The sequence below is a fragment of the Mycobacterium sp. 852002-51613_SCH5001154 genome, from assembly GCF_001667425.1.
Lineage (GTDB): Bacteria > Actinomycetota > Actinomycetes > Mycobacteriales > Mycobacteriaceae > Mycobacterium.
In genome coordinates this window covers 55,443-73,842 of record NZ_LZII01000029.1, presented here as the reverse complement: position 1 = coordinate 73,842, position 18,400 = coordinate 55,443, and the positions used below count along the sequence as shown (strand labels likewise).

18 protein-coding genes are annotated in these 18,400 nt (G+C 68.5%); 15 read left to right on the top strand and 3 right to left on the bottom strand.

The window, feature by feature from the left end:
* Positions 1–12: 12 nt before the first annotated feature.
* Positions 13–177 carry a hypothetical protein gene (locus A5750_RS26055; protein WP_197505379.1) on the bottom strand — a complete coding sequence of 55 codons (165 nt, stop codon included), beginning with the start codon at positions 175–177 and terminating at the stop codon, positions 13–15.
* Between the two features lie 273 nt (positions 178–450).
* On the opposite strand from A5750_RS26055, the gene A5750_RS07480 reads away from it, so the two are divergent.
* The 9 genes from A5750_RS07480 to fadD1 are packed head-to-tail and all read left to right on the top strand — an operon-like array spanning position 451 to position 9,485.
* Positions 451–1,629 carry an acyl-CoA dehydrogenase family protein gene (locus tag A5750_RS07480; protein ID WP_066953732.1) on the top strand — a complete coding sequence of 393 codons (1,179 nt, stop codon included), beginning with the start codon at positions 451–453 and terminating at the stop codon, positions 1,627–1,629.
* Positions 1,630–1,632: 3 nt separating this feature from the next.
* Positions 1,633–2,751, top strand: coding sequence for an acyl-CoA dehydrogenase family protein (locus A5750_RS07475; protein ID WP_066953735.1), 1,119 nt, complete (start codon positions 1,633–1,635; stop codon positions 2,749–2,751).
* On the top strand, positions 2,748–3,257 hold the full coding sequence (locus tag A5750_RS07470) for a MaoC family dehydratase N-terminal domain-containing protein (protein WP_066953738.1): 510 nt from the start codon (positions 2,748–2,750) through the stop codon (positions 3,255–3,257). Before A5750_RS07475 ends, A5750_RS07470 begins: the two co-directional genes overlap by 4 nt.
* Before the next feature lie 7 nt (positions 3,258–3,264).
* On the top strand, positions 3,265–3,720 hold the full coding sequence (locus A5750_RS07465) for a MaoC/PaaZ C-terminal domain-containing protein (RefSeq protein ID WP_066953741.1): 456 nt from the start codon (positions 3,265–3,267) through the stop codon (positions 3,718–3,720).
* Positions 3,717–4,919 (top strand): thiolase family protein, encoded by a 1,203-nt coding sequence (locus tag A5750_RS07460; RefSeq protein WP_067261851.1) that lies wholly within the window; start codon positions 3,717–3,719, stop codon positions 4,917–4,919. Before A5750_RS07465 ends, A5750_RS07460 begins: the two co-directional genes overlap by 4 nt.
* A 2-nt stretch (positions 4,920–4,921) precedes the next feature.
* Positions 4,922–5,323, top strand: coding sequence for a Zn-ribbon domain-containing OB-fold protein (locus tag A5750_RS07455; RefSeq protein WP_067261850.1), 402 nt, complete (start codon positions 4,922–4,924; stop codon positions 5,321–5,323).
* Positions 5,324–5,353: 30 nt separating this feature from the next.
* On the top strand, positions 5,354–6,310 hold the full coding sequence (locus A5750_RS07450) for an alpha/beta hydrolase (RefSeq protein WP_066953963.1): 957 nt from the start codon (positions 5,354–5,356) through the stop codon (positions 6,308–6,310).
* On the top strand, positions 6,307–7,899 hold the full coding sequence (locus tag A5750_RS07445; protein WP_067261848.1) for an NAD(P)/FAD-dependent oxidoreductase: 1,593 nt from the start codon (positions 6,307–6,309) through the stop codon (positions 7,897–7,899). The genes A5750_RS07450 and A5750_RS07445 overlap by 4 nt, the downstream gene beginning before the upstream one ends.
* Positions 7,896–9,485, top strand: a complete 1,590-nt coding sequence (gene fadD1, locus A5750_RS07440; RefSeq protein WP_066953753.1) for a fatty-acid--CoA ligase FadD1 — start codon at positions 7,896–7,898, stop codon at positions 9,483–9,485. Before A5750_RS07445 ends, fadD1 begins: the two co-directional genes overlap by 4 nt.
* Here fadD1 and A5750_RS07435 read toward each other — a convergent pair.
* The gene (locus tag A5750_RS07435; protein ID WP_231989152.1) at positions 9,461–10,336 is read right to left on the bottom strand and encodes a DMT family transporter; all 876 of its coding nucleotides are present in this window, start codon (positions 10,334–10,336) and stop codon (positions 9,461–9,463) included. The genes fadD1 and A5750_RS07435 overlap by 25 nt on opposite strands.
* A 256-nt stretch (positions 10,337–10,592) precedes the next feature.
* Here A5750_RS07435 and A5750_RS07430 point away from each other — a divergent pair, with 256 nt between their 5' ends.
* From A5750_RS07430 to A5750_RS07415, 4 genes are read left to right on the top strand one after another with little or no spacing between them, the layout of a single operon-like run.
* Positions 10,593–11,690, top strand: coding sequence for a ferredoxin reductase (locus A5750_RS07430; protein WP_066953756.1), 1,098 nt, complete (start codon positions 10,593–10,595; stop codon positions 11,688–11,690).
* Between the two features lie 28 nt (positions 11,691–11,718).
* Entirely contained in the window at positions 11,719–13,113 is a 1,395-nt protein-coding gene (locus A5750_RS07425; protein WP_369828656.1) for a fatty acid desaturase, read from the top strand.
* 60 nt (positions 13,114–13,173) lie between these two features.
* Complete coding sequence (locus tag A5750_RS07420; protein WP_082959060.1) at positions 13,174–14,541, top strand: molybdopterin-dependent oxidoreductase; 1,368 nt, start codon at positions 13,174–13,176, stop codon at positions 14,539–14,541.
* Entirely contained in the window at positions 14,534–15,049 is a 516-nt protein-coding gene (locus tag A5750_RS07415) for a hypothetical protein (RefSeq protein ID WP_066953762.1), read from the top strand. Before A5750_RS07420 ends, A5750_RS07415 begins: the two co-directional genes overlap by 8 nt.
* Here the strand turns inward: A5750_RS07415 and A5750_RS07410 are convergent.
* Entirely contained in the window at positions 15,026–15,385 is a 360-nt protein-coding gene (locus A5750_RS07410) for an SHOCT domain-containing protein (protein WP_066953765.1), read from the bottom strand. The two genes, A5750_RS07415 and A5750_RS07410, sit on opposite strands and share 24 nt — an antisense overlap.
* A 561-nt stretch (positions 15,386–15,946) precedes the next feature.
* Here A5750_RS07410 and A5750_RS07405 point away from each other — a divergent pair.
* A complete protein-coding gene (locus tag A5750_RS07405) occupies positions 15,947–17,542 on the top strand; it encodes a class I adenylate-forming enzyme family protein (protein ID WP_066953769.1) in 1,596 nt (531 codons plus the stop codon).
* Positions 17,539–18,315, top strand: coding sequence for a class II aldolase/adducin family protein (locus tag A5750_RS07400; RefSeq protein WP_197505378.1), 777 nt, complete (start codon positions 17,539–17,541; stop codon positions 18,313–18,315). The genes A5750_RS07405 and A5750_RS07400 overlap by 4 nt, the downstream gene beginning before the upstream one ends.
* The last annotated feature ends 85 nt before the right edge of the window (positions 18,316–18,400 follow it).

The window sequence follows — 18,400 nt, the reverse complement described above, 5'->3', positions numbered from 1 at the left end:
GCTCGCGCCGGGTCAGGCCCCCTTGCGGATTACCTGCTCCGCGGCCGTCCGCATGCGGTCGGACAATTCCAGGAGCGCATGCTCGCCAACGCCCAGCGGCAGGGTGTACGCCAGCTGGCGCAACTCGACGGCATAGTTGTGCATGTCTTCGCGGAGGCGGGTCTCAAGAGTGGGCATGACTTCTCCCTCAGGCTGCGGCTGGGCAGAGTGCCTGGTCAGCATCGACCGGCCGATGTAAAAAGCTTGGCAGCCCGACCGCGCATCTGCGAGAGCGCCGACGCGAATTAACGGGAGTTTGACAGCGTCTTTACAGTCGGAGCGATCAGATCGCGCCCCGCGCCGAGGGTGACGTCACGACGAAATCCCTGGCGTGATCTCACCGTGGCGATACGCTGGCGCTGCTTGGTGATAAGCCTTTCAGAAAGGCTGCAGAAAGGCAGAGGCGCCCGAATGGATTTCGAACTCGATGCCGGGCAGCGCGCCTGGCTCACCGAGATCCGCGAGTTCCTCCACGACAACGTCACCGCGGAGCTGCGGGCCGAACTCGTCGAGCACGATCTGGAGTTTCCCGACGGCGAGGTCGCCCGGTTCCGTCGCAGGATCGGGGAGAAGGGCTGGTTCGGGCTGAATTGGCCACCCGAGTACGGCGGACTGGGCCTGGGTGCCATGCACCTGCATCTGCTCATGAGCGAGTTCGAGTACTGGGGCGTCCCCGGGCCCGACCTGACGGTCACGTCCGTGGCGCCGATGATCATGCGGCACGGCACCGAACGGAACAAATCCGAATGGCTGCCGCTGATCGCCAAGGGCGAAATGATCTGCGCCGTGGGCTATTCCGAACCCGACGCCGGCACCGACCTGGCCAGTCTGCGCACCAGTGCTGTCCGCGACGGCGACGAATGGGTGATCAACGGCACCAAGACCTGGAACAGCGGCGCACAGCGCGCCACCCACGAGTGGCTTTGCGTGCGTACCGACCCCAACGGCGTTCGGCATCGGGGCATTTCGGTCATCATCGTGCCGATCGACAGTCCCGGCGTGACGATCCGCCCCCTCTACGCGTGGTCGGGGTATCGCACCAACGAGGTGCACTTCCGCGACGTCCGGGTGCCGGTCACCAACCTGGTGGGCGAGGTCAACCGCGGCTGGACGTACATCACCGGCGCGCTGGACCTGGAACGCGGCGCGCTGACCAACGCCGGCGACCTACGCCGCGCCGTCGATGAGCTGCGCGAGCTGGCGCGAACGCCGCGCCGCGACGGCACGGTGCCCGCCGACACCCCGTCGCTGCGGCACCGGCTCGCGCAGGCGGAAGCCGACGTGGCGGTGGCCACCCTGATGGGCTATGAGGCCGCGTCGATCCTCGACAGCGGCGTCATCCCTTCTCTGGAGGTCAGCGTCGAGAAAATCTTCACCAGTGAACTGCGCCAGCGCATCGCGGTGCTCGCGCTCGACCTGCTCGGCCCGGACGGTTTGTTGGCGCACCGCAGCCAAGAGGCGCCGCTGGGCGGCAAGTTCGAGCGGCTCTATCGGGCTGCGCCCCTGATGCGTTTCGGCGGCGGCACCAATGAGGTGCTCCGCGACATCATCGCCCAGCGCGGGCACAAGATGCCCAGCTATGGGCGCTGACGCATGAAAGCGATACCCACCGCTGAGCGGCGCGAGTTCGCCTCGGCGTTGCGCGCACTGTTGGCGGCCGAGAGCCCCGTGCCGTTGGTGCGCGCGCTGAACGAACCGGACGCGGACCGTCGCACCCCGGCGCTGTGGAAGGCGCTGACCGACGCGGGCATCCTAGGGCTGGCCATCGCCGAGGAATACGGTGGCTCCGGCGGCTCGCTCGACGATCTCGCCGTCTTCTACACCGAGGCGGGGCGCGCGCTATGCCCGACGACGATTCACAGCAGCATTCAAGCCGCGCTCGCGGTCGACCAGCTCGGCTCCCCGAATGCCAAGGGCACCTGGCTGCCGCCGCTGGCCCGCGGCACCGTTCGCGGCACCACGGCGCTGTGCAGCGCACGCGACGCCGCCGTGGTGTCGGCGGCACTCCGCGCCGACCCGGTGTCGGGGCAATGGCGGCTGAACGGTATCGCGGACTACGTCGCCGACGCCGACGTCGCCGACATCATCGTGATTTCGGCTGCGGCGCAAGAACATACGTTCGCTTTCGTCGTCGAGACCAAGGCAACCGGGGTGGCCACGGAACCGCTCGCGATGGCCGGCGGGAACCGGGCGTTCACCGTGCGCTTCGACGACGTTGTGGTCCCCGCCGACGCGCTGCTCGGTGACGTCTCCGCCTTGCAATTGCGCCGAGTGGCCAATTCGGCGGTGGCATTGGGATCGCTGGACCTGGTGGGAGTCGGGCAGGCGGTCCTCGACCGCACCGTCGACTACACCACGCTGCGTCACCAATTCGGCCGGCCCATCGCGTCGTTCCAGGCCGCCCAGCACCTGGTCGCCGACATGCACATCGCCGTGGCGGCGGCGCGGCTGGCCGCCCACGCGGCGGTCTTCTGGATCGCACGCGGCCGCACGGCGACCCGGGAAACCGCCATCGCGCGGATGCACGCGGCCGGCGCGGCCAGGCTGGTCACGCTAAATGCCCACCAATTGCACGGCGGCATGGGGTATGTCACCGAAACCGACCTGCATTTGTGGACGGAGCGGGCACGGCTGGGCTCGACGTGGGGTGGCGGGGCGGACGTAGCCGCATCGTGGCTGGAGGAGACGCTGGACTCGGAGGAGCCTGGATGAGCTCGAATGAACATGACAGCTTGATCGATGCCGAATCCGCGTCGCGCGTCGGCACCGTCGCCGCCACGGCGACAGGCGAAATGAACCGGCGCGACTGGCAACGCTGGGCGGCGGCGATCGGTGACCACAACCCGTTGTGGTTCGACCCGGACTACGCCAGGGCCAGCGGCTTTCGTGACATCATCTGCCCTCCGCTTTACCTGCAGTACGCGGTGCTCGGTGTTACGCACCTCGAGGCACTGCGGCCCGACGGTTCCTCCGGCGCGATCTCGGGCAGCCTCGCGTTCCCGCGCGCGCCGAAGCGGATGGCCGGCGGCGAGAGTTTCACCTTCCACCTGCCGGCCTATCACCGCGACGACATCGAAATGGTGCGCAGCGTCGAGTCCATCGTCGAAAAGCAGGGCCGCTCCGGCAGATTCGTGTTGGTCACCTGGCGCACGGTGTACCGCAACCAGCACCGAGAGCTGCTCGCCGAAGCATCGACTTCGATGATCGCCCGTCCCTAGGAGCGTCATGGCCGACCAAGTCTTTTATGAGGACGTCGAGGTGGGTGACGCGATGCCCGACCTCACCGTCACCGTCGACGAGACGCAGTTGTTCTTTTTCAGCGCCGCCACCTACAACGGCCACCGCATCCATTACGACAAGGACTGGGCGCGCACGGTCGAGGGCTACGACGACGTGCTGGTGCACGGCCCGCTGCAGGCCGCGCTGCTCGGCCGGGCCATCGGGGACTGGATCGGCGCCCGTGGCCGGCTGGTGTCCTTCTCCGTCCAGAACCGCGCGGTCGCCCACCCCGGCCAGCCGTTGAGCTTCGGCGGCACGGTCACCGGCAAACGCCTCTCCGACCGGGGCGCCGGGCTGGTGGACCTCGACATCGCCGGCCGCCGCGAGGCGACGGTGCTGATGCCCGGCACGGCGACGATCGAACTACCCCGCCGCCGAACGCCTCGGGGAGCCGATCGGTGACCGGCCTGCGGGGTGAGGCCGCGATCGTCGGCATCGCCGAGTTGCCGGCGCAGCGGCGTCCCACCCGCCCGCCGCTGTTCACCCTCGACCAGTACGCGCTGCTGGCCAAGATGGTGATCGAGGACGCCGGCGTCGATGCCGCGTGCGTCAACGGCCTGCTGACCCACGGCATCGCCGAGTCGGCGATGTTCGCACCTGCCACCCTGTGCGAATACCTCGGCCTGCCACTCGATTTCGGTGAGCGCGTCGACCTGGGCGGCGCCACGGCGGCGGGCATGATCTGGCGGGCCGCGGCCGCCGTGGAGCTCGGCATCTGCGACGCGGCCCTCGCCGTGGTTCCGGGATCGGCTTCGCAGCCGCAGTCCGAGAAGCGGCCACCGCCGGCCGCCAATTGGTATGGGGCGTCGTCGAACAACTATGGGTCGCCGCAAGCGGAATTCGAGATCCCATATGGCAACGTCGGCCAGAACGCACCCTACGCGCAGATCGCGCAGCGCTATGCGGCCGAGTTCGGCTACGACCCTGCCGCGGTGGCCAAGATCGCCGTCGACCAGCGCACCAACGCGTGCGCCCATCCGGGCGCGGTCTTCCACGGGACCCCGATCACGGTCGACGACGTTCTCGCCAGCCCGATGATCGCCGACCCCATCCACATGCTGGAGACCGTGATGCGGGTGCACGGGGGAGCGGGCGTGCTGATCGCCAACGCCGACATCGCCCGGCGCGGCCGCCACCGCCCGGTGTGGATCAAGGGCTTTGGCGAACACATCGCCTTCAAGACCCCGACGTACGCCGAGGACTTGCTGCGCACCCCGATCGCCCGCGCCGCCGACCGGGCGTTCGCGATGGCCGGCCTGAACCGGTCCGAGGTGGACATGGCGTCGATCTACGACTGCTACACCATCACCGTGCTGATGAGCCTCGAGGACGCCGGGTTCTGCGGGAAGGGCGAGGGGATGTCCTGGATCGCCGGCCACGACCTGACCTACCGCGGTGACTTTCCACTCAACACCGCCGGCGGCCAACTGTCCTTCGGCCAGGCCGGCATGGCCGGCGGCATGCACCACGTCGTCGACGGTGCCCGGCAGGTGATGGGCCGGGCCGGCGATGCGCAGGTGCGCGACTGCCACATTGCTTTCGTCACCGGCAACGGCGGCATCATGAGCGAGCAGGTCGCGCTGCTGATGCGGGGGGACTAGCGGTGAGCATCCCGGTTCCCGAGCCGACGCCGGTGTCGCGGCCCTTCTGGGACGCCCTGGCCCAGCACCGCATCCTGGTGCAGTACTCACCCTCGCTGGGGCGCTACGTGTTCTACCCGCGCACCCTTGCACCGGGAACATTGGCCGACGATCTGGAATGGCGCGAAATCGACGGCGCGGGAACGCTGTACACGTTCACGATCGCCCGCAGGCCCACCGGCCCGCCCTGGGCCGGCTCGCTACCGCAGCTGCCGGCCGTCGTGCAGTGGGACGCGGGACCGAAATTTAGCACCGAGCTGGTGGACGTCGACCCTGGCGACGTCGGAATCGGCATGCGGGTCGAGCCGGTATTCTACGATCTGCCCGAAGACGGAATCACCCAATTGAAGTACCGGCCGGCGTGACCGACTCAACGAGGAGTTCGGGAGGTGTACATGGACGATCCGTTTGACGGCGTCCAGGCGATGCTGCGCGAGTTGGACGCGGGATTCCCGCGCGTCGAGGCCATGACCGCCGCGCAGGCCCGCGCCGCCGTCGCCCAGCGGCGCCAGCCCGTCGACAACATCGACGACGTCCACCGCACCGAAGACCGGTCGATCCCGGGGCCCGGCGGCACCATCCCCGCGCGGGTCTATTACCCGCACGGCGAGCCGCAGGACGACCGCGCCGCGGTCGTGTTCTGCCACGGTGGCGGATTCGTGTTGTGCGACATCGACTCCCACGATGGCTTCTGCCGCGCCCTGGCCCGCGGCACCCAGGCCGTCGTCGTATCGGTCGGCTACCGTCTCGCGCCCGAACACCCGGCCCCCGCGGCCGCCATGGACGCCTTTGCGGCGTTCTCCTGGGTTGTCGGCCACGCGTCCGAACTCGGCATCGACCCGGCGCGGACCGCCATCGCCGGCGACAGCGCCGGCGGCAACCTCGCCGCGGTCACCGCCATCCTGTGCCGTGAACGTGCCGTCGCCGGGCCGGCCGCGCAGCTCCTGATCTATCCGGCCATCGATCCGTCTTTTGACACCGAAAGCTATCAACGCTGCGCCACCGGCCACTTCCTCACCAGCGCTGCCATGCAGTGGTATTGGCGGCAATATCTCGGCGCCCAAACGCTTCCGGAGCAGGCCCACCTGGTGGCACCGGCGCGCGCGGGGTCGCACGCCGACCTGCCGCCCGCGGTGATCGTCACCGCCGGCCTCGATCCGTTGCACAGCGAGGGTTGCGGCTATGCGCGCCGGTTGCGCGAGGCGGGCGTGCGCGTGGTGCACCGCGACTTTCCGGACCTGTTCCACGGCTTCCTGACCATTCCGTCGTTTCCACCGGCGGCCTCGGCGCGTGACCTGATCTGTTCCGACCTGCGGGAGTTACTGCAGCCCACCCTCTGCGAGTCGGCATGACGCAAGCCGACGTGATCGTCATCGGCGCGGGGTTCGCCGGGCTCTACGCCGTGCACCGGGCGGCGGCGGCGGGCCTGTCGGTGCTCGGCCTCGAGGCGGCGCCCGACGTGGGCGGCACGTGGTACTGGAACCGGTACCCGGGCGCCCGGTGCGACGTCGAAAGTGTCGACTATTCCTACTCATTCGACGAGGAACTGCAGCAGAGCTGGACGTGGACCGAACGCTTCGCCGCCCAGCCGGAGATCCTGGCCTACCTGCGCCACGTCGCCGACCGGTTCGATCTGCGCCGCCACTACCGATTCGGCGTCGACGTCGACGGCGCCGCGTTCGAGCAAGGCCAATGGCGGGTCCGTGCGCGCGATGGTCAGGCCTACGCCGCGCAGTTCCTGATCTGCGCGACGGGCTGCCTGTCGGCGGTCAACCGCCCTGACATTCCCGGCGTAGACGATTTCGCGGGCGAGGTGTACTTCACCGCCGCGTGGCCGCGCGAAGATCCCGACTTCCGCGGCAAGCGCGTGGGCCTGATCGGCACGGGATCGTCTGGCATCCAAGCGGTTCCGATCGTCGCCGCGCAGGCGGATCGGCTGGTGGTATTCCAGCGGTCCGCGAACTACAGCATCCCGATGCCCAACCGCCCCTGGACTCCGGAGGAGCAGCAACAGATCCGGGAGCAGTATCCCGAGCGCCGCCGCGCCTCGGCCTACGCGGCCGCGGGCACCCCGCACGGCACGTACCACAAGAACGCGGTCGACACCGAACCGCAGGAACGCGCCGAGGCACTCTGGCGGCGCTGGCGCGAGGGTGGGGTGCTGTTCGCGAAGACGTTCCCCGATCAGAACTCCGACCTCGCCGCCAACCACATCGCCCGGGAGTTCGCCGAAGAGCGGATCCGCGAAATCGTCGCGGATCCGGTCGTGGCCACCGACCTCATACCCGTCGACCACCCGATAGGGACGAAGCGAATCTGCACCGACGGCGGTTATTACGCCGCGTTCAACCGCGACAACGTGTCGCTGGTGAACCTGCGCCGCGAGCCGATCGAGGCGGTCACCGCCGGCGGCGTGCGAACCAGCGCGGCGACCTATCCCTGCGACGTGCTGATCTTCGCCACCGGCTTCGACGCGCTGACCGGCGCGCTGACCCGCATCGACCCGGTGGGGCCCGGGGGAGTGCGACTGCGCGACGTCTGGGCCGACGGCCCCCTGACCTTCCTCGGGCTGATGGTGCCCGGCCTGCCGAACCTGTTCACCATCAGCGGACCCGGCAGCCCGTCGGTGCTCGCCAACATGGTGCTGCACGCCGAGGTGCAGGTCGACTGGGTCATCGGGCTGGTGTTGACCACCCGCCGCCTCGGGGTGACGGAGGTGGAGCCGCGCCGCGACGCCGCCGAGGCCTGGACCGACCACGTCGCGCAGGCGGCCGAGCGGACACTCTTCCCCAAAGCGGCCTCGTCGTGGTACTTGGGCGCCAATATCGAAGGCAAGAAACGGATTTTCATGCCGTACGCCGGTGGGTTCGGCACCTATCGTCACCACTGCGACGATGTGGCGCGTCGCCACTACGCCGGGCTGGTGCTGACCACCCGATGATCGAGACGGTTCAGCAGCTGCTGCGGCAACGCCGCGACGACGACGCCCCGGCCCTCGCCTCCGGCGAGCGCACCTGGACGTGGCGCGAACACCTCGCCGAGGCGGAGGCGGAGGCCGCCGCGCTGATCGGGATCGCCGACCCGGCGCGTCCGCTGCACGTCGGGGCCCTGCTGCCCAACTCCCCGGCGATGCTGCGCGCCATGGCCGCCGCCGCGCTGGGCGGCTACGTGCTGTGCGGGATCAACACCACGCGGCGCGGGGCCGGGCTGCTGGCCGACATCCGGCGGTCCGACTGCCAGCTGCTACTCGTCGACCCGGAACACCGCGAACTGTTGGATCACCTGGACCTCAACGGGATTCAGGTGCTGGACGTGACGGGTCGGCGCTACGCCGAACTGGTGGCCGCCGCGCCGCCCCTGGTTCCGCACCGCGAGGTCACCGGCGGGGACACGCTGATGATGATCTTCACCTCGGGGACCAGTGGTGATCCGAAGGTCGTCCGGCTCGCCCACGCGATGGCGGTCATGTGCGGTGCCAGCCTGATCTTCCAGTACGACGTCACCGCCGACGATGTCTGCTACCTGTCGATGCCGCTCTTTCACTCCAACGGCATTGCCGCCGGATGGGCGGTCGCGATCGGTGCCGGCGCCACCATGGTCCCGGCCCGGTTCTCGCCGTCACGCTTCCTCGACGACGTGCGCCGCCACCGCGTGACGTACCTCAACTACGTCGGCAAGCCCCTCGCATTGATCCTGTCCACTCCCGAGCGGCCGGACGACGCCGACAACACGCTGCGGGTGGCTTTCGGCAACGAGGCGACCGACCGCGACATCGCCGAATTCGCAAGGCGTTTCGGTTGCCGCGTGGTGGACAGCTTCGGTTCCAGCGAGTTCGCGGTGATCGTCGTCCGCGAGGACGGCACCCCGCCCGGATCGATCGGCAAACCATACGCGGGAGTCGGCATCTACAACCCGTCGACGCTCACCGAGTGCGCCGTCGCGGAATTCGACGAACACGGGGCGCTGACGAACTTCGACGACGCGGTCGGCGAGCTCGTGAACACCCAGGGCGCGGGCCCGTTCGTCGGCTACTACAACGATCCGGCCGCCACCGCGCAGCGGATGCGGCACGGCATGTACTGGTCGGGCGATCTGGCCTACCGCGACTCCGACGGCTGGATCTACCTGGCCGGCCGCACCGCGGATTGGATGCGGGTGGACGGCGAGAACCTGGCGGCGGGGCCGATCGAGCGGATCCTGGAACGCCTGCCGGAGGTGAGCCAGGTCGCGGTCTACGCGGTGCCCGACGAGCGGGTCGGCGACCAGGTGATGGCCGCCCTGGTATTGCGAGACGGGGCGCGGCTGGGGCCCGACGACTTCGCGAGCTTCCTCGCCGCGCAACCGGACCTGTCGCCCAAGGCCTGGCCGCGGTATGTGCGCATCAATGCCGAGCTGCCGACGACGGCGACCAACAAGATCCTCAAGCGCGCGCTGACGGCCGCCGGCGTCAGCGCCGAGGGTGGCGTGTTGTGGACCCGGCCGGCCCGCGGGACGGCCTACCGTCAGCTGACGGCTTCGTCGGCCTGAGCCGATTCGGCAACCTCCTGCGGCGCTTCCCCGAACCGCGCCAGCACGAGTGTCGCCGACACCGCCACCACAAAGCCCGCGATGACCAGCCAGCCAAGCCCGTCGCGTGCGCTGTCGCCCAGCCACACCACTCCGACGAACGCGGGCGCGATGGTTTCACCGACGACCATCCCGGCGACGGCCGTGGTCACGGACCCACGGTGCAGGGCGGAGGTCAGCAGCAGGAAACCCGCGGCCCCGCCGGCGGCCGCCGCGTACAGCGCCGGATTGGTGTAGAAGGCGCGTTTGGTCGGATCGATCACCTCGATCAACCGCACGCCGACCTCGATGACCCCGAAGCCCGTCCCCGCCGCCAGCCCCAGCGCCAGCGCGCGCGGCCGGTCGGGGAGTCGGCCCGTCACCGCACCGGCGATGAATATCGCGGCCACCACGCCCAGCAGAGCCCACCCGAGACCGGCCGGGGCGTGCCGGAAGTGCCCGGGCCCGGCCGCGAGCGCGAGGATCACCAGGCTCGCGCAGACCACACCCACCGCGGTCCATTCGGACGGAGACAGCCGCGCCGACAGCAGCCAGGCGGATGCGATGCCGGTGACGGCGATCGAGGCGGCCAACGCCGCGGCGACCACGTAGATCGGCACCAGGCGCAGCGCCGCCACTTGAAGGAGGAAGCCGACGCCGTCCAGGCCGACGCCGACGAGGTACCGCCACTGCCGGGCGGCGCGCATCAACAGCACGGTATCCACGCCCGAGCCGCTGCCCGCTTCCACCGATCGCGTCGCCGCCGCCTGCAGCACCGACGCGGTGCCGTAACAAACCGAGCAACCCAACGCGAGGAGGAAGCCGATCAGCACACCTCGAACAATAGGCGTCGGCGCGGAGCGGCGCGGGCGAGCGGCCGGCTGAGAATTCTCTGAACAAATGTTTGGGCAGGGTGCCCTCCGGGCACGTCTCACCTACGCATGGCGTCAACTCCACCCAGGTCCCGATCGCGAGTAGTGAACAGCCATGCGTAATTTCTATGGCCGTTGAGTGTCTGTTGAACAATGCACCACAAGGCAATTCAAAACGGACGTTTAAAGTGAGTGTACAACTGTGTACTCTGACGGCATGGCTGAACGAGGCGCCCAGCCCCAGGTCCCACGGGGACGACGGTTGTTCCTGCGCGCGGTACGGCGCTTGTTCAGCCCGCTGCAGCCGGACGACTACCTCGAGATGATCAACCCGCTGTGGACCACCAAGGAGCTGCGCGGGAAGGTCGAAGCCATCGAGCAGCAGGGCTCGGAAGCGGCCAGCGTTCTGATCCGCCCCGGATACGAATGGCCGGGCCACAAGCCCGGTCAATATGTGCGCCTCGGCGTGGTCATCGACGGCGTCTACCACTGGCGCGCGTACTCGCTGACGTCGGATCCCACACCCGAAGACGGACTCATCAGCGTCACGCCCAAGAGGGTCGACGGCGGCGCCGTGTCGCCGTATCTCGTCCACAAAATTCAGCCCGGCGATCTGGTGCGGCTCGGCGAGATCGAGGGCGTCTTCACCCTGCCCGAGCCCGTGCCGGACAAGATGCTGTTCATCAGCGCCGGCAGCGGCATCACGCCGATCATCAGCATGCTGCGCAGCCTCGATAGCCGCGACGAGATGGGCGACGTGCTGGTCATTCACTCCGCGCGCACCCGCGAGCAGGTCATGTTCGCCGAGGCGCTCGAAGAGCTCGCCGGCCGCCACGACGGGATGCGGCTGGACCTGCGCCTCACCTCCGAACAGGGGCGACTGACACCCGAGGACCTCGATGAGGTGTGCCCCGACTGGCGCGAGCGCGAGGCGTTCTGTTCGGGACCCGGCGAGATGCTCGACGCCCTGATCGAGCACTGGGAAGAAAACGGGGATCGCGAACGCCTGCACTTCGAGCGGTTCCAACCGAAGATTGGCGGCGACGCCAACGCCGGCGAGGGGGGCACGGTCTGCTTCCTTGACAGCGACAAGAAAGTCGAATGTGACGGCGGCACATCGATTCTCGAGGCGGGCGAGAAGGCCGGCCTCAACCTCGCATTCGGCTGCCGGATCGGCATCTGCCACACCTGTGTCGGCACGCTGAAGTCAGGCAAGCTGCGCGACCTGCGCTCGGGTGACGTGATCGAACCGACCGAACAGGACGTCCGAATCTGCATCAACACCGCCGAGGGCGACGTCGAACTCGAACTCTGATCGAAAGGAGCGGCTTGTGACAACTGCCGTGAAGAGGGCCGGGGAGAGCCCGCTGTCCCGACTGGGGGAGCAAGAACTCGAAAAGCTCGCAAAGGAATTCGACGCGATCCACGACGACGTGTTCGCCGATCTCGGCGACCGCGACCGGCGCTACATCAAGAACGTCATCTCGGCACAACGTCAGATCGTCGTGGCCGGCCGGGTGCTGTTGCTGGCATCGCGCTCGAAGACCGCGTGGCTGCTGGGCACCGCCTGCCTGTCCATGGCCAAGATCCTGGAGAACATGGAGATCGGCCACAACGTGATGCACGGCCAATGGGATTGGATGAACGATCCCGACATCCACTCGTCGGTGTGGGACTGGGACACCGCGTCGACCGCCGAGTCGTGGAAGCACTCCCACAACTACATCCATCACACCTTCACGAACATCCTCGGCAAGGACAAGGATCTCGGCTACGAGATCATGCGCATCGACCCCAACCAGAAGTGGGCTCCGCGCTATCTGGGCCAACCGATCTACAACCTGCTGCTGACGCTGCTGTTCGAGTGGGGCGTTGCCGTCCACGACATGGACATCGACGCGATACGCAAACGCGAGAAGCCGTGGTCGGAGGTGCGCAAGGACCTCAGAGGCATCGGCGTGAAGGCCCGCGCGCAGATCTACAAGGACTACCTCGGGTGGCCGGCCATCAGCGCCGGGGCCTTCGCCCTGACCCAGCTGGCGTTGCGCGGCCGGCTCGAGCAGCCGGCGCGGTCCCGCATCGGCAGGCGGATCCGTCGGGTGTCCAACAAGGGCAGGGCCGCCAAGGCGGCGAACTTCCTCGACAAGGTCGCGCCCGGCGTCGAAAGCACCTACCTGCGCACCCTGACCGCCGACGCGCTGGCCAACGTCATCCGCAACGTGTGGGCCCACGCGATCATCTTCTGCGGCCATTTCCCCGACCAGACGTACACGTTCACGCAGGACGAAGTCGAGAACGAAAGCCGCGGTGGCTGGTATGTACGCCAATTGCTGGGCGCCGCGAACATCGATGGCGGCCCGCTGTTCCACATCATCAGCGGCAATCTCGGTTATCAGGTCGAGCACCACCTCTACCCGGACATGCCGAGCAGTCGATACTCGGAAATCGCGCCGCAGGTCAAGGAAATCTGCGAGCGCTACGAGTTGCCGTACAACTCCGGCCGTTTCTCGAAGCAGTGGTGGATGGTGCACCGCAGCATATTCCGCCTGGCCTTCCCGGGCGGAAAGCCACGGCCGAAGCCGGGCCCCTACCACGGCAACGTGCATCGACCCGATCCCGATCGGCCCAGCGAGGGCACGCGGTTCCGTGAGCGTGTCCCCGCCGAACACCCGGCCGCGGGGCCCGAACACGTTTCCACGGGCGTCGAGGTGGAGCCCCCGCCGCGGGGCAAGGACTGACGCGCGGCGCTGATCCGCGAATCTGAACCATTTCCGTCGGCCGGTCGTGGATGATCATCGATGGTGCAGGGCATCCGCGGGTCCGACAGCGAAGAGACCGAGCCGACGGCCGATTCCGGCGGCTTCGGGTTTCCGGCGCGGCTGTGGAGCTTGCTGGACAAGCACCCGCCGCCGGGTGTCAGGCAAGCACAACGGTGGCGCAGCCCGCTGCGGGGTCCGTGGCTGACATCCGTGTTCGGTTCGGTGCTACTGGTCACGCTGCCGGTCGTCATCGTCACCGGTCTGCTTTCGTACATCGCCTACGGACCCCGGTTCGGCCAAGCCATCCCGGGCGACGTCGGTTGGCTCAAGCTGCCCACGTTCGATTGGCCCACCAACCCGTCATGGCTGTATCGGCTGACCCAAGGACTGCACGTCGGGCTCGGGCTGGTCCTGATCCCGGTGGTGCTCGCCAAGCTCTGGTCGGTGATACCGAGGCTGTTCGCATGGCCGCCGGCCCGATCGATAGCCCAACTGCTGGAACGGGTTTCGCTGCTGATGCTGGTCGGGGGCGTCCTGTTCGAGATCGTGACGGGTGTGCTGAACATCCAGTACGACTACATCTTCGGATTCAGCTTCTACACCGCGCATTACTTCGGCGCGTGGGTGTTCATCGCCGGATTCGTCGTGCATATCGCGATCAAGATCCCGACCATGTGGTCGGGCCTGCGCTCGATCGCACCGCGCGACGTCCTGCGCACCCGGCGTGCGAACACTGCAGCCCAGGCGTGGGAGCCGGACGGGCTGGTCGCCGCGGACCCGCACCCCGCGACGATGAGCCGCCGCGGGGCGCTCGCGCTGGTGGGTGGCGGCGCGCTGTTCATGGCCGTCATCACCGCGGGCCAGACGCTGGGTGGTTTCGCGCGACCCGCCGCGCTGCTGCTGCCGCGTGGGCGCACCCGTGGCGACGGGCCCAGCGACTTCGAGATCAACCGAACCGCGGTAGTCGCCGGCATTTCCGCCGAGAACACCGGCGAGCGCTGGCGGCTCACCCTGACCGGCGGTCCCCGCCGCGTGGTGCTGGACCGCGTGGCGCTGCTGGCCATGCCGCAGCACACCGCCGTCCTGCCGATCGCCTGCGTGGAAGGCTGGTCGACCACCCAGACCTGGACCGGGGTGCGGCTGGCGGACCTGACCCGGCTCGCCGGCGTTCCCACGCCGGAGTCGGCGCTCGTCTCATCGCTGGAGCGCTCCGGCGCATTCGGCCGAGCGACACTGCAGCGGAACCAGGTGCTGCACCCCGACGCGCTGCTGGCATTGCGCGTCAACGGCGCCGACCTGTCCCCGGATCACGGCTTCCCGGCGCGCATCATCGTGCCGGCGCTGCCCGGGGTGCACAACACCAAGTGGGTGGAGTCGATAGCCTTCCGGGCGGCCGCAAATGTCTAGCGCCCGAGCGGGTTTCGCAAAGCTCTACGGGTCTCGCCCGGTGCATCTGCTGACCCTGATCGCCGGGTTTGCGCTCTTGGGCTACGTCGTGGTCATGATCAAACCGGTCGCACTGTGGAACCCACAAGTGTGGTGGCAGTCGATAATCGTGTGGTTCGCCGCCGCCATCGTCGCCCACGACCTGGTGTTGTTCCCGATCTATGCGTTTTTCGACGGGCTGCTCTCTCGGACCGTTGTCCGGCCCGCAACGCCGCCGGCGATCAACTACATCCGGGTGCCCGCGCTGGGTGCGGGGCTGACGCTGCTGGTGTTCCTTCCGGGCATCATCAAGCAGGGCGGCGCCACCTATTCGGCTGCCACCGGTCAGACGCAGGACCCCTTTCTGGGGCGCTGGCTCCTGCTGACTGCGGCGCTGTTCGGGGTCAGCGCCACGATCTACGCGATCCGCGTGGCGACGGCGCGCCGGCGCACTGACGCGGCCGACCTAGATGTCGGCGATGATGTGTAGCCGCCGGGCGCTGTACTCGGTGTCGGAGATCGCGCCTCTGGCGTGCAGTTCGTCCAGCTGCCTGAGGCGCTCGGAAAGCGGCGGCTCGGAGAGCGGGAGCGCGGCCGGGTGGGCGTGGGCGCCGCCGTTGTGCTGCAGGGTCGCGCTCTTCGTGCTCCACCCCGAGCCCAGTTCGATAAGCCGCAGGGCGAACAGCACGCCGGCGCCGGTGACGGGCAGGCCGAGGTAGAGCATCCACCCCAACGGCACGCCGGCTCGGCTCAGCGCGAAATAGCGTGTCAGCAGCACTACCGCAAGCATCCCGCCGGCCAGTAGCACGACGACCTTGCTTCTCATTGGCGATGTACCTCCGGGTAGGTCGCTGCGGGGTCACAGCGTTGGTGGGGCAAGTGCAAACGCCCCGTGGCGCTACCGATCCCAAAGCGCACTGGGCAGACTTCACCGTGGGGGACCGCCCTTGGAGGATTCTTGGCGATTTCTATGAGTGTTCTTTCAAGTCCGCGCGCGCTCTGCGCATCGCGCGGCGAGTAACTAAAGTGGGGAGGCGTGGGAAACGGACAGGCCAGGACTGCGGCGGCGCTGTGTGCCTGCGGGGCCGCGCTGGTCCTGGCCTTCGGTTGGTCGGCCGGCGACGCGGCCATTTCGGTCGCATCTTCATCGAGCGTGACGCCGGCGCCGCCGACCCCTGGTGGGGCCTTGCCGGTGCAGCCCGTCGGCGGGGGCGGTTGCATCATCGGCCTCAACTGCGGCTGCACTCAGCACTGCCACCAGCCGCCGCGCCCGCGTCCACCCGCGATTGCCGGTGACCCGCAGCACGCCGCTCCGGCTCCGGCGCCGCAGAACCCCTAGCGGGCGTCACCGGGCGGGGCCGCCCGTGGGCTTCCGTATCATCTGCTCATGCAGACCGTGGGCCCGCCGGCATTCACCGACGAGGATCCGGCCCGGTTCCGGGCCGCGGGCTATTGGTCTGACACGACGCTGTCGGACGCGGTGCGTAGCAACGCCGAAGGGTCACCGGACCGCTTCGCCTACGTCGACCATCCGGGGACGGCGCTGACGTGGCGTGAATTCGACCGGGCGGCAAGCGATCTGGCCGAACAGCTGGCCGGGGCGGGGATATCGCCCGGCGGCCGGGTGGCGGTGTGGCACGGTGACTCCGCCGCCCTGCACGTGCTGTTCGTGGCGATCGAGCGGTGCGGGGCCGTCGTCGTCGGTGTCGGGGCGCGCGCCGGCACCCGTGAGGTCACGGCGATACTGCGCGGCGCGCAGCCGGACATCCTGATCAGCGATCAGCGGCGCGGCGGGGAAGCGGCGACTGTCGCCCACGAGCTTTCGCTGCCCACCCTGGTCTTGAGCGGTGACGCCGGCGCGCCGCGACTGAACATCCGGGTGGCGCCCAGGGCGCTTACCGGCGAGTCCCGACTCGGGCCAGACGATGTCTTCCTCATCAACTCCACGTCCGGGACCACCGGCGTGCCCAAGTGTGTGGTGCACACCCAGAATCGTTGGTACTACTTCCACCAGAAGGCCGTCGCCAACGGGCGGCTGACGCCGGAGGACACGTTCCTGCCCGTCATACCGACGCCATTCGGCTTCGGACTGTGGACCAGCCACACCACGCCGATCTATCTCGGCGGCACCGCGGTGATCCTGGAACGGTTCAGCACGAGGGCGACCTGCGAGGCGATATCCCGGCACAAGGTCAGCGTGTTGTGTTGTGTCAGCACACAATTGACCATGCTGATGGCCGACCCCGCCACCCGCGGGTACGACCTGAGTTCGCTGCGCGTCGTGTTCACCGGCGGCGAGGCGCTGCCATACCGGCCGGCGGTCGAGTTCGAGGAGCTCACCGGTGCGACGATTCTGCAGTTCTACGGCTCGAACGAAACCGGGATGCTGAGCGCGACCACGATCGATGACCCACGCGAACGCCGGCTGCGCACCGGTGGCCGGATCGTCCCCGAGATGGCCGTCCGGCTCTTCGACGGGGAACGGGACGTCACCGCGACGGGACGGGGCCAGCCCGCATGCCGCGGCCCCGCGACCAGCCTCGGCTACCTCGGCGGGACCGACCACGACAAGCTGTTCACCCGCGACGGGTGGATGCGCATGGGCGACATCTGCGAAATCGACGCGGACGGCTATCTGACCGTCACCGGGCGAACCTCCGACTTCATCCTGCGCGGCGGCAAGAACATCAGCGCGACCCAGGTCGAAGATGCCGTCACAACCCACCCCGCCGTCGCGGTGGCGGCCGCCGTGGCGATGCCCGATCCGGTGTTCGGCGAAAAGGTCTGCCTCTACGCCGAACTCGTCGACGCGGCCACCCTGGACCTGCCCGCGCTGGTCGAACACCTGCTGTCGCTGGGAGTGTCGAAGGAGCTACTGCCCGAGCGACTGATCGTCGTCGATGAGCTGCCACGATCTTCCGGCGGGAAGGTTGCCAAAGGCCGGCTGCGCGAGGATATTCGAGCCAGAACGGAGGCCTCATGACGAATGCCCCTAACCCGCGCCGGGGCGGCCTGGAAGTGTGGGCGCCTTCGGTGGTCCCGCCGATCGGCGTCGAGCTGTCCGAGGAGCAGGCGCTCGCGGTGGCTTTCCGCCACCTGGCCGGCATCGGATTCGCCGAGAACATGGCGGGACACATCACCTGGCAGCCGGACGGACAGACGCAGATGTTCGTCAATCCGTGGGGGCTGTGGTGGCAGGAAATCACCGCGTCCGATATCTGCGTCGTCGACGCCGACGCCCAAGTGTTGCGCGGGCGTTGGGATGTCACTCCGGCCATCCACATCCACACCGAGCTGCACCGCGTCCGCGACGACGCCCGGGTAGTCATCCACAATCACCCGTACTACGTCTGCGTGCTCGCGGCGCTGGGCAGGCTGCCCGAATTGGTGCACCAGACCGGTTCGTTGTTCCTCGATGACCTGTGCCTGGTGGACACCTACGACGGCGAGATCGACAGCCCCGGCCGCGCGGCCGAACTGGCGGCCCGCATCGGGCCCGCGAACCTGACCATCCTGGCCAACCACGGCGTCATCGCCACCGGCCGCAATCTGCCCGAAGCCGTCTACCGGGCGGCGTCGATCGAACGGGTATGCAAGCTGGCCTACGACGTGCTGCTCACCGGCATCCAGCCGGTGGCCATGAAGTGGTCCGACATGGCGGGCATGCAGCGGTCGCTCGTCGAACGCGCCGCAGACGTGTACTGGGCGGGGGCGGCCAGGATGACCATCAAGGCCGACCCCGATGTGCTGAAGTGATGAGCGTGCATCCTGGGCGGCGACACGCCGACAGGCGTCGCCGTCGCCGCACACTGAACTCCGTCACCACACACTCAACGACGCC